16 protein-coding genes are annotated in these 18,568 nt (G+C 72.2%); 2 read left to right on the top strand and 14 right to left on the bottom strand.

Translation table 11 applies throughout. The features are described 5' to 3' along the window. Positions 1–19 precede the first annotated feature (19 nt). The 10 genes from ABD106_RS11755 to ABD106_RS11710 all read right to left on the bottom strand — a co-directional run bounded on the left by ABD106_RS11755 (position 20) and on the right by ABD106_RS11710 (position 10,040). Positions 20–457: an SRPBCC family protein gene (locus ABD106_RS11755; RefSeq protein ID WP_343920558.1), complete on the bottom strand. Its 438-nt coding sequence runs from the start codon at positions 455–457 to the stop codon at positions 20–22. Further along, positions 454–798 carry an ArsR/SmtB family transcription factor gene (locus tag ABD106_RS11750; protein ID WP_343920556.1) on the bottom strand — a complete coding sequence of 115 codons (345 nt, stop codon included), beginning with the start codon at positions 796–798 and terminating at the stop codon, positions 454–456. Before ABD106_RS11750 ends, ABD106_RS11755 begins: the two co-directional genes overlap by 4 nt. Positions 799–881: 83 nt before the next feature. Beyond that, positions 882–2,147, bottom strand: coding sequence for a multiple monosaccharide ABC transporter permease (gene mmsB, locus ABD106_RS11745; protein WP_343920554.1), 1,266 nt, complete (start codon positions 2,145–2,147; stop codon positions 882–884). Continuing rightward, complete coding sequence (gene mmsA, locus ABD106_RS11740) at positions 2,131–3,657, bottom strand: multiple monosaccharide ABC transporter ATP-binding protein (protein ID WP_343921072.1); 1,527 nt, start codon at positions 3,655–3,657, stop codon at positions 2,131–2,133. The genes mmsB and mmsA overlap by 17 nt, the downstream gene beginning before the upstream one ends. Before the next feature lie 90 nt (positions 3,658–3,747). After that, a complete protein-coding gene (gene chvE, locus ABD106_RS11735; RefSeq protein ID WP_343920552.1) occupies positions 3,748–4,875 on the bottom strand; it encodes a multiple monosaccharide ABC transporter substrate-binding protein in 1,128 nt (375 codons plus the stop codon). A gap of 73 nt (positions 4,876–4,948) precedes the next feature. After that, positions 4,949–6,469, bottom strand: a complete 1,521-nt coding sequence (gene araA / locus ABD106_RS11730; protein WP_343920550.1) for an L-arabinose isomerase — start codon at positions 6,467–6,469, stop codon at positions 4,949–4,951. Next, complete coding sequence (locus ABD106_RS11725; RefSeq protein ID WP_343920548.1) at positions 6,466–7,161, bottom strand: L-ribulose-5-phosphate 4-epimerase; 696 nt, start codon at positions 7,159–7,161, stop codon at positions 6,466–6,468. The genes araA and ABD106_RS11725 overlap by 4 nt, the downstream gene beginning before the upstream one ends. A gap of 120 nt (positions 7,162–7,281) precedes the next feature. After that, complete coding sequence (locus ABD106_RS11720; protein ID WP_343920546.1) at positions 7,282–8,289, bottom strand: LacI family DNA-binding transcriptional regulator; 1,008 nt, start codon at positions 8,287–8,289, stop codon at positions 7,282–7,284. Positions 8,290–8,374: 85 nt separating this feature from the next. Continuing rightward, a complete protein-coding gene (locus ABD106_RS11715) occupies positions 8,375–8,830 on the bottom strand; it encodes an SRPBCC family protein (RefSeq protein WP_343920544.1) in 456 nt (151 codons plus the stop codon). 40 nt (positions 8,831–8,870) lie between these two features. Next, the gene (locus ABD106_RS11710) at positions 8,871–10,040 is read right to left on the bottom strand and encodes an ROK family protein (protein WP_343920542.1); all 1,170 of its coding nucleotides are present in this window, start codon (positions 10,038–10,040) and stop codon (positions 8,871–8,873) included. Between the two features lie 170 nt (positions 10,041–10,210). On the opposite strand from ABD106_RS11710, the gene xylA reads away from it, so the two are divergent. Both xylA and ABD106_RS11700 read left to right on the top strand, forming a co-directional pair. Continuing rightward, on the top strand, positions 10,211–11,401 hold the full coding sequence (gene xylA, locus ABD106_RS11705) for a xylose isomerase (protein WP_343920540.1): 1,191 nt from the start codon (positions 10,211–10,213) through the stop codon (positions 11,399–11,401). A gap of 7 nt (positions 11,402–11,408) precedes the next feature. Beyond that, the gene (locus ABD106_RS11700) at positions 11,409–12,848 is read left to right on the top strand and encodes an FGGY family carbohydrate kinase (RefSeq protein WP_343920538.1); all 1,440 of its coding nucleotides are present in this window, start codon (positions 11,409–11,411) and stop codon (positions 12,846–12,848) included. Here the strand turns inward: ABD106_RS11700 and ABD106_RS11695 are convergent. The 4 genes from ABD106_RS11695 to ABD106_RS11680 form a co-directional block, all read right to left on the bottom strand. Then, a complete protein-coding gene (locus tag ABD106_RS11695) occupies positions 12,791–14,350 on the bottom strand; it encodes a glycoside hydrolase family 43 protein (RefSeq protein ID WP_343920536.1) in 1,560 nt (519 codons plus the stop codon). The two genes, ABD106_RS11700 and ABD106_RS11695, sit on opposite strands and share 58 nt — an antisense overlap. A gap of 3 nt (positions 14,351–14,353) precedes the next feature. Further along, positions 14,354–16,759: a beta-xylosidase/alpha-l-arabinosidase gene (locus ABD106_RS11690; protein ID WP_343920534.1), complete on the bottom strand. Its 2,406-nt coding sequence runs from the start codon at positions 16,757–16,759 to the stop codon at positions 14,354–14,356. Beyond that, complete coding sequence (locus ABD106_RS11685; RefSeq protein WP_425545756.1) at positions 16,756–17,631, bottom strand: carbohydrate ABC transporter permease; 876 nt, start codon at positions 17,629–17,631, stop codon at positions 16,756–16,758. The genes ABD106_RS11690 and ABD106_RS11685 overlap by 4 nt, the downstream gene beginning before the upstream one ends. Next, positions 17,625–18,568, bottom strand: a 944-nt coding sequence (locus ABD106_RS11680; protein ID WP_343920532.1) for a carbohydrate ABC transporter permease, incomplete at its 5' end; no start/stop codon positions are given. The genes ABD106_RS11685 and ABD106_RS11680, both read right to left, overlap by 7 nt.

Here is an 18,568-nt window from a genome sequence, read left to right as displayed (position 1 = left end):
GTGTCGTCAGGCTACATGCTCAGTCGGACGGACGACCTGTGCGCCGAGCGACGATCGGCAGCTCGCCGAGCGTCTCGCGCCAGCCGATCTCGTAGTCCGGCGCCCCCGTCGCATCCGTCTCGTGCACCACCGTCACGAGCGTGCCGTCGCCGTCGTCGGCGAATCGCACGGTCACGGTGTCGACCGCGTCGCCCTCGACGCCGTCGTCGATCCACTGCCACGAGAGGACCAGCAGCTCGAGCGGCTCGAGCGCGAGGTACTCCCCCGTGACGCCGAAGCCGGCGTCTCGGCTCTCGAACCGATAGCGTCCGCCGACCCGGGCATCCGCCGCGATGGTCGTGCCGGGGATGCGGTGCCACCACCACCGCGCGATCGCGTCGGGATCCGTCCACGCGGTCCACGCCTCGGCGCGCGACGCCGCCACCGCTTGCGACAGCTCGATCCGCGTCTCGGTCATGGCTCCTCCTCGGTTCGGCGCTGCGGCGCTCCGTCGACGTGCGCCGCGAAGTCGACGAGTCGTGCTCGCCACATCGCGCGCATCCCGGTCGCCCAGTCGGCGAGCAGGTCGAGCCCGCCCGGCTCGAGCGACACGATCGCGTGGCGGCCGACGCGGCGCTTCCGCGCGAGCCCGGCCGCCTCGAGCACGCGCACGTGCTTGTCGATCGCCGGCAGCGTGACCTCGATGACCGCGGCGAGCTCGCTCATGCTCGCAGGCCCCTCGGCGAGCCGCCCGACGAGCAGGCGACGCGGGGCCGACGCGATCGCGTGCGCGACGCCGTCGACCGTGGACTTCACCATGTGGTGAACCATACGCGCGCTCGCGGCGCCCCGCAACGGCAGACGGCCCCGAGCATCGCCCGGGGCCGTCCAGTCGTCGCTCGTCAGCCGAGGGAGCGCGCGCGCCGCTTGTTGTAGACGTCGAACGCGACGGCCAGCAGCAGGACCATGCCCTTGATGAACTGCTGGTAGTCGGTCGAGACGCCCATGAGCGACATGCCGTTGTTGAGCACGCCCATGATGAGACCACCGGTGATCGCACCGACGACCGTGCCGATGCCGCCCTGCACCGCCGCGCCGCCGATGAAGGCCGCCGCGATCGCGTCGAGCTCGAAGAGGTTGCCCGCGCCCGGTCCCGCCGAGTTCAAGCGGCCCGTGAAGACGATGCCCGCGAGCGCCGCGAGCATGCCCATGTTCACGAACAGCATGAAGTCGATGCGCTTCGAGCGGATGCCCGAGAGGTCTGCGGCGTGCCGGTTGCCGCCCACCGCATAGATGTGCCGGCCGAAGCGGGTGCGCTGCATGACGATCGAGTACGTGACGACGAGGATGCCGAGCACGATGAGCACGATCGGGGTGCCGCGCGAGCCCTCGGCGATGCCGAGCAGGTAGGTGAGCAGCACGATGAGCAGCGCGCCGAAGCCCGTGCGGGTCCAGAACCACCAGGCGGGCTCGCCCTCGACGCCCAGCTTGATGCGCTTGCCGCGGCCGCGCAGCTGCGAGCCGAGGAACAGCACGAGGGTCAGCAGGCCGAGGCCCACGGTGATCCACTCGGCCGGGCTCGTCGAGGCTGGGAACAGCTCGGGGAAGAGGTAGCCGCCGCCCAGCTGCCGGTACTCGGTCGGGAAGGGCGTGATCTGCGTGTTGCCGAGCGTGATCTGCGTGAGGCCGCGGAAGATGAGCATGCCCGCGAGCGTCACGATGAACGCCGGGATGCCGACCACCGCCACCCAGAAGCCCTGCCACGCGCCGACCACCGCACCGAGCACGATGCCGACCACGATGGCGAGCCACCACGGCCATCCCCACTGCACGACCATCACGCCGGTGGCGGCGCCGACGAATGCGGCGACGGAGCCGACCGAGAGGTCGATGTGCCCGGCGATGATGACCATCACCATGCCGATGGCGAGGATGAGGATGTAGCTGTTCTGGACGATGATGTTCGCGACGTTGCCAGCGGTCAGCAGTCGACCGCCGGTGAGGCCCTGGAACAGCAGCACGATGACCACCAGGGCGATGAAGATGCCGATCTGCTGCACGCGCGACACCAGGAACGATCCTGCGGTGCGGAACGCCGACGGGCCGGGCGCTCCGCCCTGCGGCGCGCGGGTCGCTGCGCCGGTCGACGGGTCACTGGGCGAGGACATGGTCCGCCTCCTTCTCCTGGGTCATGCGCTGCATGAGCGCCTCTGGGGTCGCCTCGGCGATGGGGAACTCACCGGTGATCCGGCCCTCCGACAGCGTGTAGATGCGGTCGCAGATGCCGAGCAGCTCGGGGAGCTCCGAGGAGATGACGATGACCGCCTTCCCCGCCGCCGCGAGCTGGTTGATGATCGTGTAGATCTCGTACTTCGCGCCGACGTCGATGCCGCGCGTCGGCTCGTCGAGGATGAGCACCTCGGGGTCGGTGAACAGCCACTTCGACAGCACGACCTTCTGCTGGTTGCCGCCCGAGAGCTTGCCCACGACCGCGTTGACCGTGGGCGTCTTGATGCGCATGCTCTTGCGGTAGCCCTCGGCGACGAGGATCTCCTCCTCGCCGTCGACGAGCACGCGTCGCACGAGCTTGTCGAGCGCCGCGGCCGAGATGTTGCGCTTGATGTCCTCGATGAGGTTGAGGCCGTAGCGCTTGCGGTCCTCGGTGGCGTAGGCGAGGCCCGCGCGGATCGCGGCCGGCACCGTCCGCACGTCGATCGGCTCGCCGTGCAGGTAGGCGGTGCCGGTGATGTGCGAGCCGTAGGAGCGGCCGAAGACGCTCATGGCCAGCTCGGTCCGGCCCGCGCCCATCAGCCCGGCGATGCCGACGACCTCGCCGGCGCGGACCGAGAGGTTCGCGTCGTGGATGATCACGCGCCCGGACTCGGTCGGGTGGTGCACCCGCCAGTCCTCGATGCGGAACACCTCGTCGCCGATCGTCGCGTCGCGCTCGGGGTATCGCGACTCGAGGTCGCGGCCGACCATCGCCTTGATGATGCGGTCCTCGGTGACGTCGTCGGTCACGAGGGTCTCGATGGTGCGCCCGTCGCGGATGACCGTGACCTTGTCGGCGATCGCCTTGATCTCGTTGAGCTTGTGGCTGATGATGATCGACGTGATCCCCTGCCCCTTGAGGTGGCGGATCAGGTCGAGCAGGTGGGCGGAGTCCTCGTCGTTGAGGGCCGCGGTCGGCTCGTCGAGGATGAGCAACTTCACGTCCTTCGAGAGCGCCTTCGCGATCTCGACGAGCTGCTGCTTGCCGACGCCGACCTCGTTGGCGCGCACGGCGGGGTTGTCGCCGAGGCCGACGCGAGCGAGCAGCTTCTGCGCCTCGGTGTTCGTCGCGTGCCAGTCGATCAGGCCGCCGCGGCCGACGAGCTCGTTGCCGAGGAAGATGTTCTCGGCGAGCGACAGGTGCGGGCTGAGCGCGAGCTCCTGGTGGATGATCACGATGCCCTTGTGCTCGGAGTCGCCGATCGAGCGGAACTGCACCGGCTCGGCCTCGAAGACGATCTCGCCGTCGTACGTGCCGTGCGGGTAGACGCCGGAGAGCACCTTCATGAGCGTGGACTTGCCCGCGCCGTTCTCGCCGCAGATGGCGTGCACCTCGCCGCGCTCGACGGTGAGGTTGACGTCGGAGAGCGCCTTGACGCCCGGGAACTCCTTGGTGATGCTGCGCATCTCGAGGATCGCCGTCACAGCGAGCCTCCTTCCTGATCCGTGCCGCGGGTGGCGGTGCGGGGCGGGGGCTCGCGCCCCCGCCCCAGACCGTCAGGAGAGGTCGGACTCCTCGTAGTACTCGGAGTCGATGAGCACTTCCTCGTAGTTGTCGACCGTCACGATCGTCGACTCGAGCAGGTACGACGGCACGATGTGGTCGCCGTTGTCGTACGTCTCGGTGTCGTTGACCTCCGGCTCCTCGCCGTTCAGGATCGAGTCGACCATGGCCACGGCCTGCTCGGCGAGCAGTCGCGTGTCCTTGAAGATCGTCGAGTACTGCTCGCCGGCGATGATCGACTGCACCGAGCCGACCTCCGCGTCCTGACCGGTGATGACCGGCAGGGCGTCGGTCGAGTAGCCACCCGAGGTGAGCGCCGAGATGATGCCGATCGAGAGGCCGTCGTAGGGCGACAGCACGCCGTCGAGCTCGGTGTCGCCGATCACGGTGAGGATGTTCTCCATGCGCTCCTGCGCCGTCTCGGGCAGCCAGCGGAGGATCGCCGCCTGCTCGAACTCGGTCTGGCCGCTCGGCACCTCGAGGACGCCCTCCTCGATGAGGGGCTCCAGGACGCTCATGGCGCCGTCCCAGAAGAACGTCGCGTTGTTGTCGTCCGGGCTGCCGGCGAAGAGCTCGACGTTGAGCGGCCCTGCCTCGTCGGTGCGCTCGCCGTTCTCGTCGACGACGCCCATGCCGGTCAGCAGGCTCGTCGCCTGCTGCACGCCGACCTGGAAGTTGTCGAACGTCGTGTAGTAGTCGACGTTCGGGCTGCCGTTGATGAGGCGGTCGTAGGCGATGACGGGGATGCCCGCGTCGCCTGCCTGCGCGAGCACGTCGGTGAGCGTGGTGCCGTCGATCGAGGCGATGATCAGGGCCTCAGCGCCCGACGAGATCATGTTCTCGATCTGCGAGACCTGGGTGGGGATGTCGTCGTTCGCGTACTGCAGGTCGACGGAGTAGCCCAGCGCCTCCAGCTGCGAGCGGACGTTGTCGCCGTCGGCGATCCAGCGCTCGGACTGCTGCGTCGGCATGGCCACGCCCACGATCTGGCCCGAGCCGCCGGGCTCCTGCGCCCCGTCGCTCGCAGCCGGTTCGGCGGTGCCGCCACGGCCGCAGCCGGTCGCGAGGAGCGCGACCACGCCTGCAGCAGCGACAGCGCCGAGGATGCGGTGCTTCTTCACTGTGGTTCCTTTCATGGGTGCCGCGATGCGGCGGGGTAGGTGCGACCGTTCGGTCGCGGGAAGGGATCGGGCGTCAGCCCAGTCCCTGTGCAAGTCGGTGGTAGGCGGCGTTCCAGCGCACCTCGCGCTCGAACCCGTCCGTCGTGGTGGCCTCGTCGATCGCGAGGAACTCGATGCCCGACTGGCGGGCGAGCTCGCGGAACGCGTCGATGCCGACCTGCGTCGACATGACGGTGTGGTGCGCCGCGCCGGCCGTGAGCCAGGCCGTGGCCGAGGTCGCGAGGTCTGGCGCGGGCCGCCACACGGCGTGCCCGACCGGGAGCTTCGGCATGGGCTCGGGCAGCGCGACGTTCTCGACCGCGTTCGCCGTCATGCGGAAGCGCTCCCGCATGTCGCTGAGCGCGACGACGACCGCGGGGCCGGGGTCGGCGGTGAAGACGAGCCGCACCGGGTCGTCCTTGCCGCCGATGCCGAGCGGGTGCACCTCGAGGCGCGCGCGCGACGCCGTGAGGCTCGGGCTCACCTCGAGCATGTGCGCCCCCAGGATGACCTCCTCGCCGTCGACGAGGTGGTACGTGTAGTCCTCCATGAGGCTCGCGCCACCCGGGAGCCCGGCGCCCATGTGGGCGGCGGCGTGCACGAGGATCGCGGTCTTCCAGTCGCCCTCGGCGCCGAAGCCGTAGCCGTCGGCCATGAGCCGCTGCACCGCGAGCCCGGGGAGCTGCGGCAGCGAGCCGAGGTCCTCGAAGCTTGTGGTGAAGGCGCCGAAGCCGCCGTCGACGAGGAAGCCGCGCAGGCCGACCTCGATGCGGGCGCCGTCGACGAGCGACTGGTGGCGGGCCCCGCCGGGCAGCAGCTCGTCGGCGACGTCGTAGCTCGCGATGTACTCGTCCACGAGCGCGGCGACGGCCGCGTCGTCGGCCGCAGCCACCGCATCCGCGAGCTCGGTGACGCCCCACGTGTTGATCTGCGTGCCGAGCCGGATCTCGGCCTCGGTCTTGTCGCCCTCGGTGACGGCGACGAAGCGCATGTTGTCGCCGAAGCGCGCGACCTTGAGGCTGCGCATCGCGGCGGTGCCGAGCGCGGCGCGGCACCACGTGCCGACCTGCGCGCGCACGCGCGGCGTCGACGCGTGGCCGACGACGATCGTGCGCGGCACCCCGAGCCGAGCGGCGAGGTAGCCGAACTCCCGGTCGCCGTGCGCCGCCTGGTTGAGGTTCATGAAGTCGAAGTCGATCTCGGCCCACGGCAGCGCCTCGTTGTGCTGCGTGTGCAGGTGGAGCATCGGCTTCGCGAGCGCCTCGAGGCCCGCGATCCACATCTTGGCGGGGCTGAACGTGTGCATCCAGGCGATCACGCCGATGACGGAGTCGTCGGCGTTCGCCTCGAGCGCGGCGCGACGGATGCCGTCCTGCGACGTGAGCACCGGTCGCCACTCGATCGTCACGGGGATCTCGTCGGCGCCGGCGAGCAGCGCCGCGACCTCCTTCGACTGCGCCGCGACCTGCGCGAGCGTGTCCTCGCCGTAGAGCCCCTGGCTGCCGGTGAGGAACCACACCGTGCGGGTCTTCGGGTCGGGGATGATGCTGCTCACTCGCTTGCCTCCTGCTGGCCGTAGACGTGCTGGTAGCGATCGAAGAGCGCGTCGATCGCCGCCGGGTCGATGGGGATCGTCGCGCCGCCCTGGCGCGCGATGTGCATCGTGCGGGCGACGTCCTCGCACATGACCGCGGCCTTCACGGCGTCGCGCGCGTCGCTCCCGATCGTGAACGGGCCGTGGTTCTGCATGAGCACCGCGCGCGAGCGGTGGCCCGCGAGGGTCTCGACGATGCCGCGGCCGATCGAGTCGTCGCCGATGATGGCGAAGGGGCCGACCGGGATCTCGCCGCCGAACTCATCGGCCATGGCCGTGATGTCGCACGGGATCGCCTCGCCGCGCGCGGCCCACGCGGTCGCGTAGGTCGAGTGCGTGTGCACGACGCCGCCGACCTCGGCCATGTGCCGGTATACGTAGGCGTGCGCGGCGGTGTCGCTCGAGGGCGAGCGCTCCGACCCGGCGCTGCCCGGGACGACGACGCCGTCGAGATCGCACAGGATCATCGACTCGGGGCTGAGGTCGTCGTAGTCGACGCCGGAGGGCTTGATGACGAACAGGTCCTCGCCCGGCACGCGACCGGAGACGTTGCCGCCCGTCCACACGACGAGCCCGTAGCGCATCAGCTCGCTGTGCAGCGCAGCGACCTGCGCGCGCACGGCCGCGATGGCCTCGTCTCGGCGCTCTTCCATGGGACTCCGTCGTCTCGAGCGGCAGGCGCCGCGGTGCAGTGGGAGACACTGTATGCGAAACGGTCACATTCGTGCCACCTCCGTGGCCGAACCGTGACATTCGATCGCTCGTGCCCTTCGTCAGCCGACCCTGGCGACGGACTCCCGCTCCACGAGCACCGGCGGGATGCGCAGGTGCACGAGCCCCGCGCGGCCGGCCAGGTCGTCGAGCAGCACGCGCATCGCGGCCGCGCCGACCTGCTCGAACTCCTGGCGCACGGTCGTGAGCGGGGTCGGGTAGTGCGGCGCCTCCGGCACGTCGTCGAAGCCGACGATCGAGACGTCGCCCGGCACCGAGCGTCCGGCATCGCGGCACGCGTGCATGAGCCCGAGCGCCATCTGGTCGTTGCCGACCACGATCCCGGTGGCGCCGAGCGCGAGCACCTCGGGCCCGACCGCATGGCCGGAGCCCGGCGTCCAGTCGCCCTCGACGGTGCCGACGAGCTCGAGCCCCAGCTCAGCGACGCGCTCCTCGACGCCCGACGATCGCGCGCTCGCATCGATCGATCCGCTCGGGCCGCGCAGCTGCGCGAGCCGGCGGTGCCCCGCGTCGGCGAGCGCGTCGACCGCCATGCGCGCGCCGAGCCGCTGGTCGATCGCGACGCTGTGCCCCGACGCGAGCCCGGTCGGCTCGAGCGTGACGTACGGCACCTCGACGCGCAGCTGCGCGAGCGCGTCGAGCATCGCCGTCTCGGCGACCGAGACCACGAGCGCGTCGATGTTCGTCTCGCGCAGGAACGTGACGCCCGCCGCGAGGTCGTCGACGCTGCCGGACGAGGCGTTCGTGAGCGCGATGCGGTAGCCGGCGTCGCGCGCGGCGGTCTCGATCGCGATCTGCTGCGCCTGCGGCCCGTAGTCGGTCGTCGGGAGCGTCAGCAGCCCGATCGTCCGCGAGCTGCGGCGCACGAGGGCGCGCGCTGCGGCGTTCGGCCGGTAGCCGAGCTGCACGATCGCGGCCTCGACGCGCGCGAGCGTCTCGGGGCGGATGCTCGGGTGCTGGTTGAGCGCTCGCGAGACGGTCTGGTAGCTGACCCCGGCGACCGCCGCGACGTCGCGGATGTTGGGCCGCCTGGTGGCTTCGTTGGCCATCGCGCCTCCGTCGGTCTGCGGGTCGTCCGCCCAGCATCCCACGCATGTGACCGTTTCGCGTCCCGCCGCTGCGGCCGGCTCGCCATCACCACTCGTCGTCGATGAGCTCCTCGAGCCTCGTGAGCGTGTCCTGCCAGCCCTCGCGGATGGCGTCGACCTCGTCGAGCGGCACCGTCTGGGCGACGCGGATGAGCGTGCCGCCCTCCTGCTCGGAGAAGTCGATCGTGACGACCTGCTCGTACTGCCGAGCGTCGTGGTCGCCGCCGAGCCACAGCCACGTCTGCACGATGCGTCGGCCCTCGTCGAGCTCGAGGTACCGGCCCTGCACGCCGAAGCCTCCAGTCGAGGTGCTGATGCGGTACCAGCCGTCCTCGCGTGCGTCGACCTCATAGCGGGCGTCGTCGAACTGCGGCCACCACCACCGCTCGAGACCGGCTGCCGTCGTCCACAGCGGCCACACGGCATCCGCCGTCGTCGTGACGAACGCGTCGACCTCTGCCCGCTCGACGCCCGGTCGGTCCTGCTCGCTGTCGAGTGCCATGCCGCAACGCTAGCCGCACCGACGGCCGCGTCGACCCGGATCAGCCGCCCAGCGGATCGTCGAGGAGGTCGCGCAGCGCGAGCTCCGCCGCGCCGATGAGCAGCCGGTCCTCGCCGAGCGCGCCGCGCACGACGACGAGCGACTCGGCGAGCGGCGGCATGAGCTGCGCGCGCAGGGCGTCGAGCAGGGTCTCGGGCTGCTCCTCGAAGAGCGCGCCGAGGAACCCGCCGAGCACGATCGCCTCGGGGTCGAACGCGTTCACCGCGTTGCGCAGCCCCACGGCGAGGCGCCGCAGCTGCTCGGCGACGAACGCGTCGACGGCGGGGCTCGCCGCTCGCCGCAGCGACGCGCTCACGTCGCGCAGGTCGAGGCGCTCTTGCCCGAGCACGTCGAGCAGCAGGTCGAAGCGCACCTCGGTCTCGAGGCAGCCCGTCGCACCGCACCGGCACGCCTCGCCGCGCGGGTCGACGAGCGTGTGCCCGAGCTCGGCGGCGAAGCCGTTCGCGCTCGTCGGCGCTCGACCGCCGAGGCGCACGCCCGAGCCGATGCCCGACGGACCGCCGTGCAGGTAGACGAGGCTTGCGAGGCCGCGGCCCGCGCCGAAGGTCGACTCCGCCGCCGCACCGAGGTTGGCGTCGTTGTCGGCGAACGCGGGCAGTCCCGTGCGCGCCGCGAGGAGCTGCGCGATCGGCTCGTCGACCCAGCCCGCGTGCGGCGCCATCCGCACGAGCCCGTCGGCGGTGCTGACGAGTCCCGGCACGGCGGCACCGATGCCGAGCACCCGTGAGCCCGACAGCGCGCGCTCGAGCCCGTCGACGAGCCGACCGACGATCTCGACGGTCGCCGCCGCCGACGGCTCGCGCTCGTACTCGTGGCGGATGCGGTGCTCGACCGCGCCGCCCAGGCCGACGACGGCGAGCGTCACGGCGTCGAGCTCGACCCCCACGCCGATCGCGACGACGTCTGCCGAGGGGTGCACGACCGGCGAGGGCCGCCCGACGCCGCCAGCCGCGGCCGGGTCGCCCTCGACGACGAGGCCGGCCGCCTCGAGCGACCCCACGAGGTCGGCGATCGTCGAGCGGCTGAGCCCGGTGCGCCGCGTGAGCTCGGCGCGCGACGCGGGACCGTCCTCATGGACGTGCCGCAGCACGCGCGACAGGTTCGCGCGACGGATCTCGCGCGAACCGGTGCGCTCCGGCCTCGGGTCCATGGGTCGGCTCCTCGCCTCATCGTCCGCCGCTCGCATGCTACGGGCGGTCAGGCAGGGGGTGCATTGAGGCCCGCCGCCTGATATGTTCTCGACCAGAACATTCTAGTCGTCGGCGCTGACGGGTTCCGCTCGCCGCGCGACACCGCGAAGCAGCACGAAAGGCACCGCTCATGGCCACGACCCCCACCCCGGACGACCGCTTCTCCTTCGGCCTGTGGACGGTCGGCTGGACGGGCAACGACCCCTTCGGCCCGCCCACGCGGCCCGACCTCGACGTCGTCGAGGCGGTCGAGCGGCTCGCCGGCCTCGGCGCGTGGGGGCTCACCTTCCACGACGACGACCTGTTCCCCTTCGGCTCGAGCGCCGACGCCCGGCAGACCCAGATCGACCGGCTGCGCGGCGCGCTCGCCGACACGGGGCTCGTCGTGCCGATGGTGACGACGAACCTCTTCTCGCACCCGGTCTTCAAGGACGGCGGGTTCACGAGCAACGACCGCGCGGTGCGGCGCTTCGCGCTGCGCAAGGTGCTGCGCAACATCGACCTCGCCGCCGAGCTCGGCGCGCAGACCTTCGTCATGTGGGGCGGCCGCGAGGGCGCCGAGTACGACTCCGCGAAGGACGTCCAGGCCGCGCTCGCGCGCTACCGGGAGGCCGTCGACCTGCTCACCGAGCACGTCGTCGAGCGCGGTTACGACATGCGCTTCGCCATCGAGCCGAAGCCCAACGAGCCGCGTGGCGACATCCTGCTGCCGACGCTCGGGCACGCGCTCGCGTTCATCGCGACGCTCGAGCGGCCCGAGATGGTCGGCGTGAACCCCGAGGTCGGGCACGAGCAGATGGCGGGGCTCAACTTCACCGCCGGCATCGCGCAGGCGCTCGAGCACGGCAAGCTGTTCCACATCGACCTGAACGGCCAGCGCGGCATCAAGTACGACCAGGACCTCGTCTTCGGCCACGGCGACCTGTTCAACGCCTTCTCGCTCGTCGACCTGCTCGAGCACGGCTCGCCGAGCGGCGGGCAGGCCTACGACGGCCCGCGCCACTTCGACTACAAGCCCTCGCGCACCGAGGACTACGACGGCGTCTGGGCCTCCGCCGCGGCGAACATGCGCAATTACCTGCTGCTCAAGGAGCGCGCGCAGGCCTTCCGCGCCGACCCCGACGTGCAGGCGGCGCTCGCGGCCGCGAAGGTCGACGAGCTGCGCACGCCCACGCTGGACGAGGGCGAGTCGATCGCCGACCTCGTCGCCGATCGCAGCGCCTTCGAGGACTTCGACGCCGACGCCTACTTCGGCGGCAAGGGCGCGGGCTTCGTGCACCTGCAGCAGCTCGCGACCGAGCACCTGCTCGGCGCGCGCTGACCCGCGCGTGACCCTCGTCGCGGGCGTCGACTCCTCGACGCAGTCGTGCAAGGTCGTCGTCCGCGACCTCGAGACCGGGGCGACGGTGCGGGTCGGCCGCGCTCGGCATCCCGACGGCACCGCCGTCGACCCGGAGCGGTGGTGGGATGCGCTGCTCGCGGCCGTCGCCGACGCCGGCGGTCTCGACGACGTCGCCGCGATCTCGGTCGGCGCGCAGCAGCACGGCATGGTGGCGCTCGACGAGCTCGGCCAGCCGGTGCACGACGCCCTGCTGTGGAACGACGTGCGCTCGGCGGCGGCCGCCTCGGCGCTCGTCGACGAGCTCGGCGCCGAGGCGCTCGCGCGCCGCACGGGCGTCGTGCCGGTCGCGTCGTTCACGATCGCGAAGGTGCGGTGGCTCGCGGATGCGCATCCCGAGCTCGCGGCGCGCGTCGCCGCGATCGCGCTCCCCCACGACTGGCTCACCTGGCGGCTGCGGGGCTTCGGCCCCGCAGCGCCCGAGCTCTCGACGCTCACGACCGACGCCTCCGACGCATCCGGCACCGGTTGGACGACCGTCGACGGCGAGCACGACCGCGCGCTGCTCGGCGCGGCGCTCCGCCGCGACGCGAGCGGCGTCGTGCTGCCGCGCGTGCTGCCCGCCGGCGCGACCGCCGGCGTCACCGCGGCGCATCCGGGCATCCCGGCGGGCCTGCCGATCGGTGTCGGCTGCGGCGACAACGCCGGTGCCGCGCTCGGCCTCGGCGCGGCGGAGGGCGACGTGATCGTCTCGCTCGGCACCTCCGGCGTCGTGACGGCCGTGACGAGCGCCTTCGCGCCCGACGCGACCGGCACGGTCGCGGGCTTCGCCGACGCCTCGGGCCTGCGGCTGCCGCTCGTCGCGACGCTCAACGCCGCGCGCGTGCTCGACGCCGCGGCCGCCCTGCTCGGGGTCGACCACGCCGCGCTCGGCGAGCTCGCGCTCGCGGCGCCGGCGGGGGCCGGCGGGCTCGTGCTGCGGCCCTACTTCGAGGGCGAGCGCACCCCCAACCTGCCGACGGCGACCGCGACCCTCTACGGCATGACGAACCGCTCGCTCACGCGCGAAGGGTTCGCGCGCGCGTCGATCGAGGGCATGGTGTGCGGGCTCGCCGACGGGCTCGACGCGCTCGAGCGCCTCGGCGTCGAGCCGCGGCGCGTGCTGCTCATCGGCGGGGCGGCGCAGTCGCCGGCGGTGCAGCGCATCGCCGCTGAGGTGCTCGGCCGCCCGATCGCCGTGCCGACGCCCGGCGAGTACGTCGCCGCGGGCGCGGCGGTGCAGGCGGCGTGGGCGCTCACGGGCGCGCGGCCGTCGTGGCCCGTCGAGGCGACGACGCTGGTCGCGGAGCCGCGGCCAGACGTGCGGTCGGCCTACGCCGCCACGCCGGCCGACCCGCTGGCAGCCGCGCGCGCATCCGCCGGCCGGTAGTCGAGCGCCCCGAAGCGGGCCTCGGCGCCGGCCGCGCCGACCGCGGCGATGCCGATCCAGACGCCGAGGAAGCCGCCGCTCGCCGCCGTGTCGAGCGAGCGCGCGTCGACGGTGGCGAGCGCCGTGCCGTCGACGAGCAGCCGGTAGTCGTCGCCGCGCGCCGCGACGCCCAGTCGGGTCGGACCGGCCGGGACCGCGACGGTTCCGAGCTCCGACTCCGCGCCGGCGCTGCGGTGCACCGCGCGCACGAGCGACCCGTCGCCGTGCCGCTCGACGAGCAGCGCGACGTGGTCGTCCTCCGACTGGCGGATCACGAGACCGGATGCCGCACCGTCGTCGACGCGCTCGACCACCACCTCGACGTCGAGCTCGCGATGCTGCTGCCGGACGCCGAGGAACGCGGGCGTGCCGGCGTCGGTGAGCGCGTCGCCCGTCGTTCGCAGCGTCCAGCCGTCGTCGAGCGGCGTCGCGAACGCCGAGGCGAAGCCGCGGACCGCAGTCCAGCGTGGATCGCCGGGGGCGACGACGCCCGCCGAGCGCGAATCCGGCTGCCAGACGCCCGGCACCGGCTCCACGCCGAGGTCGACGGTCGCCGGCACGCGGCCGACGCCGGGCGCGAAGACGGGCCAGCCGTCCTGCCACTCGACGGGGCACAGGAACGTCTCGCGGCCGAGCGGATGCCGGCGGCCGTCGTAGGGGCGTGTGCCGAGCAGCACCGCCCACCAGCGCCCGTCGGGTGCCTGCACGAGGTCGGCGTGACCGACCGCCTGCACGTCGGCACCGTGGCCGAGGTGCCGGTGCGTCAGCACGGGGTTGGCCGGCGAGCCGACGAACGGGCCCGTCGGGTGCTCGGCGCGCGCGATGCACACCGCGTGCTCGAAGGCCGTGCCGCCCTCCGCCGCGAGCAGGTAGCACGTGCCGTCGATCCGCAGCAGGTGCGGGCCCTCGGCCCAGACCGCGCCGCGCACGGCACCGGTCCAGACGACGTGCTCGTCGCCGACGAGCCGGCCCGACTCGGGCTCGAGCTCGCGCACCCAGACCTCGGTCTGGTGGTGCCACTCGGGCTCCGCGACGAGCCGCGTGCCGTGCATCCACACGCGTCCGTCGTCGTCGAACAGGAGCGAGGGGTCGATGCCCGCGACGTCGATCCAGACGGGATCGCTCCACGGGCCGGCCGCGTCGTCGGCGGTCACGACGAACGTGCCGCCGCGCTCGGCGTCATCGGGGTCGACGAGCGTCGTGACGATCCAGAAGCGCTCGCCGTCGTGGCGGATGGTGGGCGCGAAGATGCCGCCGGAGGATCGGATGCCGGTCAGGTCGACCATCCCCGGCCGATCCAGCACGTGGCCGATCGTCTCCCACGTCGCGAGGTCGCGCGACCGCATCACGGGCATCCCGGGCAGCAGCTCGAACGTCGAGGTGACGAGGTAGTGCCACGCCCCCACGCGGCAGACGGAGGGGTCGGGGAAGCAGCCTGGCAGGATCGGGTTCGGGACCGCCACGCCTCAGCCGATCGCCACGTCGACGATCCGCCGGTCGTCCGGGCGCACGTCGTGCACGGGCCCTGTGAGCGCGAGCCGCGCGCGCCGGGTCGCGGTGCCGGGGATCTCAACGGCCTCGCTGCGGCGAGCGTTCGAGATGACGCCCTGGGAGGGGTCGTCGCCATCGGAGCGCGGCGCCGACGCCGCGGCGTGCGAGGCGATCCACACCTCGACCTCGCCGGGCTCGACGATGCGCACCAAGCGCCGGTCGGTGAACGAGAACCTGCGCGTCGGCACCGTGAGCTCGACCCGAGTCGACGCGCCCGGCTCGAGCGAGACGCGCGCGTAGCCGAGCAGCTGCACGAGCGGGCGCGGGATCGAGCCGACGACGTCGCGGCCGTAGAGCTGGACGACGTCGTCGCCCGCTCGCGCACCGGTGTTCGTGACGGTGACCGATGCGCGGAACGCCCCGTCGGTCGGCGCGCTCGCGTCGACCTCGAGGTCGGTGTACGAGAAGGATGCGTAGGAGAGGCCGAAGCCGAACGGTCGCAGCGGCGTCGGGTCGGCGGTCGTGACGTCCGACGGCCCGCCGAGCCGCGGGTGCGCGTAGGTGTACGGCTGCGCGCCCGTCGTCCGCGGCAGCGAGACGGGCAGTCGGCCCGACGGCGAGACCGCGCCGGTGAGCACGTCGGCGATCGCCTCGCCGCCCGCCTCTCCGGGGAAGAACGCCTGCAGCACGGCTGCGGGGGCGGCGTCGCCCTCGAGCGCCCACGGCACGGCGTACGGCCGGCCCGTGAGCAGCACGAGCACGACGGGCGTGCCGGTCGCGACGACCGCCTCGACGAGCTCGCGCTGCCGCCCGGGCAGCTCGAGCGAGGCGACGTCGTTGCCCTCGCCGACCGTGCCGCGGCCGAAGAGCCCGGCGTCGTCGCCGACGACGACGATCGCGACGTCGGCGCGCTCGGCGGCCGCGGACGCATCCGCGATGCCGCTCGCGTCGCCGTCCTCGACGCCGACACCCTCGACGAGCTCGATCGAGCTGTCGGGCAGGAGGTCCTCGAGCGCCTCGCGCACGGTCGGGATCGCGAAGCCGGGCTCGACGCCCGGGTGGTGGGCGAGCACGTGGTTCGCGAACGAGTAGCAGCCCTGCAGCGCCTCGGACCGATCGGCGTTGGGGCCGATGACCGCGATGCGCGCGGGCGCTGCGAGCGGCAACGTGCCGTCGTTCGAGAGCAGCACGAGCGACTCCGCCGCGAGCCGGCGCGCGATGTCGCGGTGCCGGGGCGAGTCGAGGTCGAGGCTCTCTGGCGCGTCGTCGGCGAAGGCGTCGGGCTCGAGCAGGCCGAGCTCCTCCTTCTGCGCGAGCACGCGCAGCACGGCTCGGTCGACGTAGGCCTCGTCGAGCTCGCCCGAGCGGACGCGCTCGGCGAGCGGGGCGAGGTACGCGTCGCCGGTCGGCAGCTCGACATCGATGCCGGCGATGAGGGACTGCGCCGCGGCTTCGCCGCGGTCGGCGGCGACGCCGTGCATGACGTCGAGGAACGCGACCGAGAAGTAGTCGGAGACGACGACGCCGTCGAAGCCGAGCTCGCCGCGCAGCACGCCCGTGAGCAGCCGCTCGTCGGAGGCGACCGGGATGCCGTCGACGTCGGTGTAGCTGTTCATGACCGAGCGCGCGCCGCCGTCGCGGATCGCCATCTCGAACGGCGGCAGGTACGTGTCGGCGATCTCGCGCGGTCCCGCGGAGACGGGCGCGTGGTTGCGCCCGGCGTTCGAGGCGCTGTAGCCGACGAAGTGCTTGAGCGTCGCGTGCACGCCGGCGGACTGCAGCCCGCGGACGTAGGCGCTGCCGACGGTGCCGACGAGATAGGGGTCCTCGCCGATGCACTCGTCGACGCGGCCCCAGCGCGGGTCGCGGATCACGTCGAGCACGGGCGCGAGGCCCTGGTGGATGCCGAGGCTGCGCATCGAGTCGCCGATCGCGCGCCCCATCTCCTCGACGAGCGCCGGGTCGAACGCGGCGCCCCACGCGAGCGGGGTCGGGAACGTCGCCGCCTTCCACGCGGCCAGGCCCGTGAGGCACTCCTCGTGCACGATCGCCGGTATGCCGAGGCGCGTCTCGGTCTGCAACCGGCGCTGCTCGGCGACGAGCCAGGCGGCGCGCTCGGCGGGCTCGACGGGCCGCGTGCCGTAGACGCGCGTGTAGTGGCCGATGCCGTGCTCGGTGATCGACGCGAGCGACTCGCCGCCCGCCGCCGTCGCCATCTCGCCCTGCATGGGCGCGACGACGCTGCCGCCCTGGTCGAGCCAGTAGCCGACGAGCTGCGCGAGCCGCTCCTCGAGCGTCATCCGCGCGTGCAGGGCGCGCACGCGCTCCGACACCGTCGGGGTCGCGGGCAGCGGGTTCGCCTGGCGCATGGTGGTGGTCATCCCTTGATCGCTCCCGTCAGGCCGCCGACGATGCGGCGCTCGAAGATGCTGAAGAACACGAGTGCCGGCACCGTCGAGAGGGCCGTGAAGGCCATCACCCGCGCGGTGTCGACGGAGTACTGCGACGAGAAGTTCTGCACGCCGAGCGGCAGCGTGAAGATGTTCGGGTCGTTGAGGATGAACAGCGGCAGCATGTAGCCGTTCCACGAGCCGACGAACGCGAGGATGCCCGTCGTGATGACGCCCGGCATGCTCAGCGGCACGACCATGCGGAAGAAGAAGCCGAGCCGGCTCGCGCCGTCGATCGCCGCCGCCTCCTCGAGCTCCGCTGGGATCGCGCGCAGGAAGGGCACGAGGATGATGATCGTCACCGGCAGCGCGAAGGCGATCTGCGGCAGGATCACGCCCGCGAGGGTGTTCGTGAGGCCGAGGTTGCGCACGAGCAGGTAGAGCGGGGTGATGGCGACGGTGACCGGGAACATGAGGCCGGCGGCGAAGAGCGAGTACATCGCGCCCCTGCCGACGAAGCTGTACCTGGCCAGCACGAAGCTCGCCATGAGGCCGAGCGCGACGACTCCGACGGAGGTCGCGACGCCGACGATGGCAGAGTTGCCCATCGTCTGCCAGAAGCTGCCGCTCGAGAGCACGTCGGCGTAGTTCTCGAAGACCCACGGGCTCGGGAAGCCGGACGGGCTCACCGTGATCTGCGAGTTCGTGCGGAAGCCGCCGAGGATGATGTAGATCACGGGCCCCATGCACACCGCGACGAGCACGATGGAGCAGAGGTACACGACCGGGCTGCCCCAGGCAGCGACGCGCCGGTTCGGGCGCCGCAGCGCGGGCGCCGCAGGGAGGATGGAGGTGGTCACGATCGCGGCTCCTTCGTACGGGATCCGGACATGCCGGTGAGTGCGCCCTCGGTGTCGCGGCGCAGGACGAAGCGCTGGTAGCCGAGCGCGATCGCGAGGGAGATGATGAAGAGCACGACCGCGACGGCGTTGCCGTAGCCGTAGCTGCCGGCCATGTGGCCGTTGAGGTACATGTACGTCGCCATCGTCGAGGTGCCGGCGGTCGAGGAGATGTACTGGCCCCAGATGATGTTCACGAGGTCGAACAGCTGCAGCGAGCCGATGATCGACAGGAACGCCCAGATGCGGATCGTCGGGCCGAGCAGCGGCAGCGTGATGCTCCACTGCATCTGCCAGAACGACGCGCCGTCGATCGCCGCAGCCTCGTAGAGCTCCTCGGGGATCGACTGCAGCCCGGCGAGCATGAGGATGACGGCGAAGCCGATGTACTTCCAGGTGATGATCACCATGAGCGACCAGATGGCGATCTGCGGGTCGGCGATCCACGAGTTGCGGAGCGCGTCGAGGCCGACGCTCGACAGCAGGTCGTTGATGGCGCCGCGGTCCTGGAGCATGAGGCTCCAGCCCGTGCCGACGACGACCTCCGAGATCACGTACGGCACGAAGATCAGCACGCGGATGATCGAGCGGCCGCGGATGCGCTGGTTGAGCAGGAGCGCGAAGAGGATCGCGAGCGGTCCCTGCAGCGCGAGCGAGGCGACGACGATGAGGAGGTTGTGGGCGACCGCGTCGCGGAAGGTCGAGTCGCCGAGGATCGTGATGTAGTTCTGCAGCCCGACGAACTCGGTCGGCGCGCCGAAGCCGTTCCATCGGTAGAAGCCGTAGAAGGCCGCCATGATCACCGGCACGATGACGAAGAAGACGAAGATGCCGATGGCGGGTCCCGCGAGCAGCAGGATCTCCGCGCGCTTCCGCCAGTCGACCCGGCGCTTGCGGCGGG

The organism is Agrococcus citreus, from assembly GCF_039527715.1.
Taxonomy (GTDB): Bacteria; Actinomycetota; Actinomycetes; order Actinomycetales; family Microbacteriaceae; genus Agrococcus; species Agrococcus citreus.
The sequence above is the reverse complement of the archived record's forward strand: the minus strand, read 5'-3'. Positions and strand labels throughout refer to the sequence as shown.

Bases quoted from the DNA above. Each gene is read 5' to 3' on its own strand.
- ABD106_RS11755 (WP_343920558.1), bottom strand. From the start codon at position 457: ATGACCGAGACGCGGATCGAGCTGTCGCAAGCGGTGGCGGCGTCGCGC.
- ABD106_RS11750 (WP_343920556.1), bottom strand. From the start codon at position 798: ATGGTGAAGTCCACGGTCGACGGCGTCGCGCACGCGATCGCGTCGGCC.
- mmsB (WP_343920554.1), bottom strand. From the start codon at position 2,147: ATGTCCTCGCCCAGTGACCCGTCGACCGGCGCAGCGACCCGCGCGCCG.
- mmsA (WP_343921072.1), bottom strand. From the start codon at position 3,657: ATGCGCAGCATCACCAAGGAGTTCCCGGGCGTCAAGGCGCTCTCCGAC.
- ABD106_RS11725 (WP_343920548.1), bottom strand. From the start codon at position 7,161: ATGGAAGAGCGCCGAGACGAGGCCATCGCGGCCGTGCGCGCGCAGGTC.
- ABD106_RS11720 (WP_343920546.1), bottom strand. From the start codon at position 8,289: ATGGCCAACGAAGCCACCAGGCGGCCCAACATCCGCGACGTCGCGGCG.
- ABD106_RS11715 (WP_343920544.1), bottom strand. From the start codon at position 8,830: ATGGCACTCGACAGCGAGCAGGACCGACCGGGCGTCGAGCGGGCAGAG.
- ABD106_RS11710 (WP_343920542.1), bottom strand. From the start codon at position 10,040: ATGGACCCGAGGCCGGAGCGCACCGGTTCGCGCGAGATCCGTCGCGCG.
- xylA (WP_343920540.1), top strand. From the start codon at position 10,211: ATGGCCACGACCCCCACCCCGGACGACCGCTTCTCCTTCGGCCTGTGG.
- ABD106_RS11690 (WP_343920534.1), bottom strand. From the start codon at position 16,759: ATGACCACCACCATGCGCCAGGCGAACCCGCTGCCCGCGACCCCGACG.